The following is a 321-nucleotide window of genomic DNA, read 5'->3' on the forward strand; positions in this document are numbered from 1 at the left end:
CTTTCATTCTCCGGCGAGCTGAGTGAGCTACGGCGCCGGGCTCTCTCCTCCCAGACGCGACGCTCGTCCTCTCTGCAGAGCTGGCGCTGGATCAGGGGGTCCCTCTCCTGGTCGTGCAGGCCGTGGTCCGCTCGCTGATCACCCTCAACGGCCTCACCTACGCCCCGACCGGCGGCATCGTCGCGGCCCCCACCACCTCACTGCCCGAGGACATCGGCGGCGCGCGGAACTGGGACTACCGCTACACCTGGCTGCGGGACGCCGCGATCACCCTCTCCTCCCTGCTGCGCACCGGCTACCGGGACGAGGCCAAGGCCTGGC

Annotated in this window: 1 pseudogene; it reads left to right on the forward strand. The window is 70.4% G+C overall.

What is annotated here, in order from left to right:
* Positions 1–116 precede the first annotated feature (116 nt).
* Positions 117–321: pseudogene (locus PUR61_RS02945) on the forward strand (glycoside hydrolase family 15 protein); the annotation flags it as partial.

Origin of the sequence: Streptomyces sp. BE20 (assembly GCF_036322525.1) — a bacterium.
Lineage (GTDB): Bacteria > Actinomycetota > Actinomycetes > Streptomycetales > Streptomycetaceae > Kitasatospora.